Raw genomic sequence first — 3199 nt, forward strand, 5'->3', positions numbered from 1 at the left:
TATAACCAAACTGCTGCTTGAGCACGCGAAACGGATGTTCAACCTTGGCGCGCACGCCAGCCTTCAGACGCTCAATCTGGTTGTATATCGCGTCCAGACGATTGTTCAGGTCCAGTTGTCGACGCTTGCCTGGTCGCATCGCGACATGCCAGCGTACCGGGTTCGCCTGACGGCGCTTCTCAATACCCTGATATCCGGCGTCAGCGTACACATCCTTTTCCTGGCCGTGCAACAGCGCTTCGGCCGCATTGATGTCGTGGACGTTGGCCGCCGTACCAATGACGGTGTGGACCAGACCCGACTCTGCGTCCACTCCGATGTCGGGTAAGCGCGTGCTGTTGCCAGCACGCGCTCCCCTAAGAACCGGACGTGCAAGTCGCCCCGCATCCGGCTCAAGCCATTCACCAGCACCAGTGTTGGTACCGGGCAATCAATCGTCAGTCGCGGCGCGGCGACGGGCAAAGTAGGACGACCACGCAGGGTCAAACGGATTGGCCTGGCCACGTACCTTCACGTGACGAACAATCGGAACCGCCGCAGCCCGGAACAGCCGGGTTACCCCGTGGGCTTCGGACCGGGCAGTAAACGCCCAGGTACGGTTCCCCTCTACGTGGAAGTATTTGTGTTTCACCCAGCCCGCGCCTTTCGTGGGGTGCCGACGCATCGCCCATTTCCACAAGAGGCGCCAGATGTGAGCATCTATCGACGTAAAATGAGCTTTTGAGACCACATGACGGTGATACATGGCCCAGCCGCGAATCACTGGGTTGAGCTGTACGATCAGATTCCGCTGTGTGGCGCTCCGGTGCTGCCTCACGATTTCCCTCACCTTCTCCAGAAGTGCCTTCACACTTTTGTTGGCCGGTTTGATGAGCAGCTTGCCCGCGTACTTGCGGACATTCTGCCCAAGGAAATCGAACCCATCGGCAATATGGGTGACTCTGGTTTTCTCTTCCGAGAGTTCCAGACCCCGAACAGCCAGGAATTGCTTGACTGCAGGGAGTACGTTCTGTTCCAGAATTTCCTTCGACACTCCGGTCACAACGAAGTCGTCCGCATACCGGTTGACGTTGATCTTGAACTTTCGGCGTGCGCGTTCCGTCGGTCCCACGCTTGCATCTACTACCGCTTCCAGTCCGTCCAGCGTCATATTCGCGATGACAGGCGAGATGATGCCCCCTTGCGGTGACCCAGCCTCAGTCGCGAACAGGGTTCCTTCGTCGATAAATCCGGCCTTCAGCCATCGTCGCAGGACTTCCTTATCCATCGGAATGTGTTGAAGAATCCAGTCGTGGCTAAAATTATCGAAACAGCCACGAATGTCTCCCTCCAGAACCCACTCCGGCGACTTGCGCTTGGCTAGAGTGGTAAAGCAGCATTCGATAGCATCGGCAGTCGAACGTCCGGGCCGGAACCCGTACGAGTTTGGATCCGCCAGGGTCTCCGCGATGGGCTCCAACGCGAGCTTCCATAGTGCCTGCATTGCTCTGCACAGCATGCGGGGAATTCCGAGCGGACGCTTCTTGCCATTGCTCTTGGGGATGTAGACGCGTCGAAGCGGCAACGCACGATAACCGTGGTGTTGCATTGCTTCCATCCCTTTCCATCTGGCCGCCGGGGTCAACCAGAGCTTGCCATCGACACCTGGCGTTCTCTTGCCGCGATTCTCAGTCACTCGCTTCACGGCTAGCATCTTGCCGCTGTGCGAGCGGGTCAGCAGACGCTGCAGGGCCTTTACCTTGCCCCATCTGCCTTCCTTGGTTGCCTTGGCGATACGCACCTGGAGTCGTTTCACCTCATCCTTGATGCGAGGCCAATCAGCCAGAAGCCACATCTCGGTGGGGCGCGAGAGTGCACCAGCCCCGATTGCCTCTGCTTGCGCAGTGCCCCCAGTTGCCGTCATCTGCCTTCCCTCGTATAACGATTAATCAAGTTCTCTCGCCATGAATGACCACGCGGAAGTCAGCCCGCTTTCGCGTCGGGCGATGTTTCAGCCCGTATCCCGGCCATTACAGCCAGGCGTTCGCTTTTTCCGCAATCCTCTACCCGCAGCGCTAACAGCGTCCCTCGCGGTCCGCCTGCCGTTGCCGGCAGCACTACGGGCTTACCCTGTTCCGCATGAATTTCAGAGCGGGGCGGACCCCTCCTATCCGCCGGCGGCATGTTGTTGCGATGGCCCAACACACAAAGGCCATGCCTTGCCGCGCGCCATTTTGGCTCAAGCCTGTCAGCACATTTGGCTTGTACAATGATGACGACGTTTAACAGAGGTTCACATATGTTGGTCGTGACCGCTCGTCCCTAGCCCCTCACCACCCTTGTGCTGGCAGATTCCGCCTTCCCTCACGGGTCGGCGTACCGAAATCAATCGGCGGTTACATTGTCCCCAGAGCTTCACACCGAGCTGTTACCAGCTCCGCATGTCTGGGTAGGGAACGGTTGATGGAACAACCGGTTTAATCACAGCGCTCATCTCGTTGAGTTAGACAGAAATTCAAGCGACTTTCAGGTCGCACGTGCGCTTTCATCCCGAAATACCATTGATTTCCCTTCTTCGTCTGGTGCATCTCCGCGTCTCGTTTGCCAGAGCCGTTCTTCGTCGAAGTGGGTGCGCTAATCAAGGTTGCATCGACCGCTGACCCTGCCTTCAACATCAAGCCTTTTTCACTCAGGATCTCATTACTCATTAACCACCGCGAGCATCTGCGCGGCCAGACCGTGCGTTTCGAGAAGGTGACGGAACCGCAGAATCGTGCTCTCGTCCGGCAAACGCGTCATACCTTCGCCCAGCCCCGCAAACTCACGATACAGCGGCACGTCATAAAGCGCCTCTTCCATCGCCGGGTCTGACAGACCAAACCACTGCTGCATGAAGTGGATCTGCAGCATCGTCGCAACCGGAAACGGCGGCCTTCCGGTCTTACCCTTCGGATAGTGCGGTTCGATCAACGCAATCAACCTCGACCATGGCACCACGCGCCTCATCTCATCGAGAAATTCCCTCTTGCGCGTGCGTTTCGTCGAAAGATCCAGACCAAGACCGAGTTGTGTCATCGACGAACTCCTTGAACGTGTCTATCTTCCAGGATAGGCGAACCAGTCTTCAATGCCAGGACTTTTGCAGATGGTATGGACGCCTCCCCCCGGAAACGGGCCGTCGTGGAAGTGACGGACCGGGCGCGGGAGACTTGGCACGCGT

Annotated in this window: 1 protein-coding gene and 2 pseudogenes; all 3 read right to left on the reverse strand. The window is 57.8% G+C overall.

Annotated elements, in window-relative coordinates:
- Positions 1 to 319 (reverse strand): annotated as a pseudogene (locus AB4Y40_RS42610) (transposase); the annotation flags it as partial.
- A 111-nt stretch (positions 320 to 430) separates the two neighbouring features.
- The gene (gene ltrA / locus AB4Y40_RS42615) at positions 431 to 1903 is read right to left on the reverse strand and encodes a group II intron reverse transcriptase/maturase (RefSeq protein WP_368692968.1); all 1473 of its coding nucleotides are present in this window, start codon (positions 1901 to 1903) and stop codon (positions 431 to 433) included.
- Positions 1904 to 2513: 610 nt separating this feature from the next.
- Positions 2514 to 3054, reverse strand: a pseudogene (locus tag AB4Y40_RS42620) (IS5 family transposase); the annotation flags it as partial.
- Between the last annotated feature and the right edge of the window lie 145 nt (positions 3055 to 3199).

It is taken from the genome of Paraburkholderia sp. EG287B (assembly GCF_040965595.1).
Classification (GTDB): Bacteria; Pseudomonadota; Gammaproteobacteria; order Burkholderiales; family Burkholderiaceae; genus Paraburkholderia.

What these genes read in the sequence shown, in the direction of transcription:
- ltrA (WP_368692968.1), bottom strand. Translation starts at nt 1,903, where the DNA reads ATGACGGCAACTGGGGGCACTGCGCAAGCAGAGGCAATCGGGGCTGGT.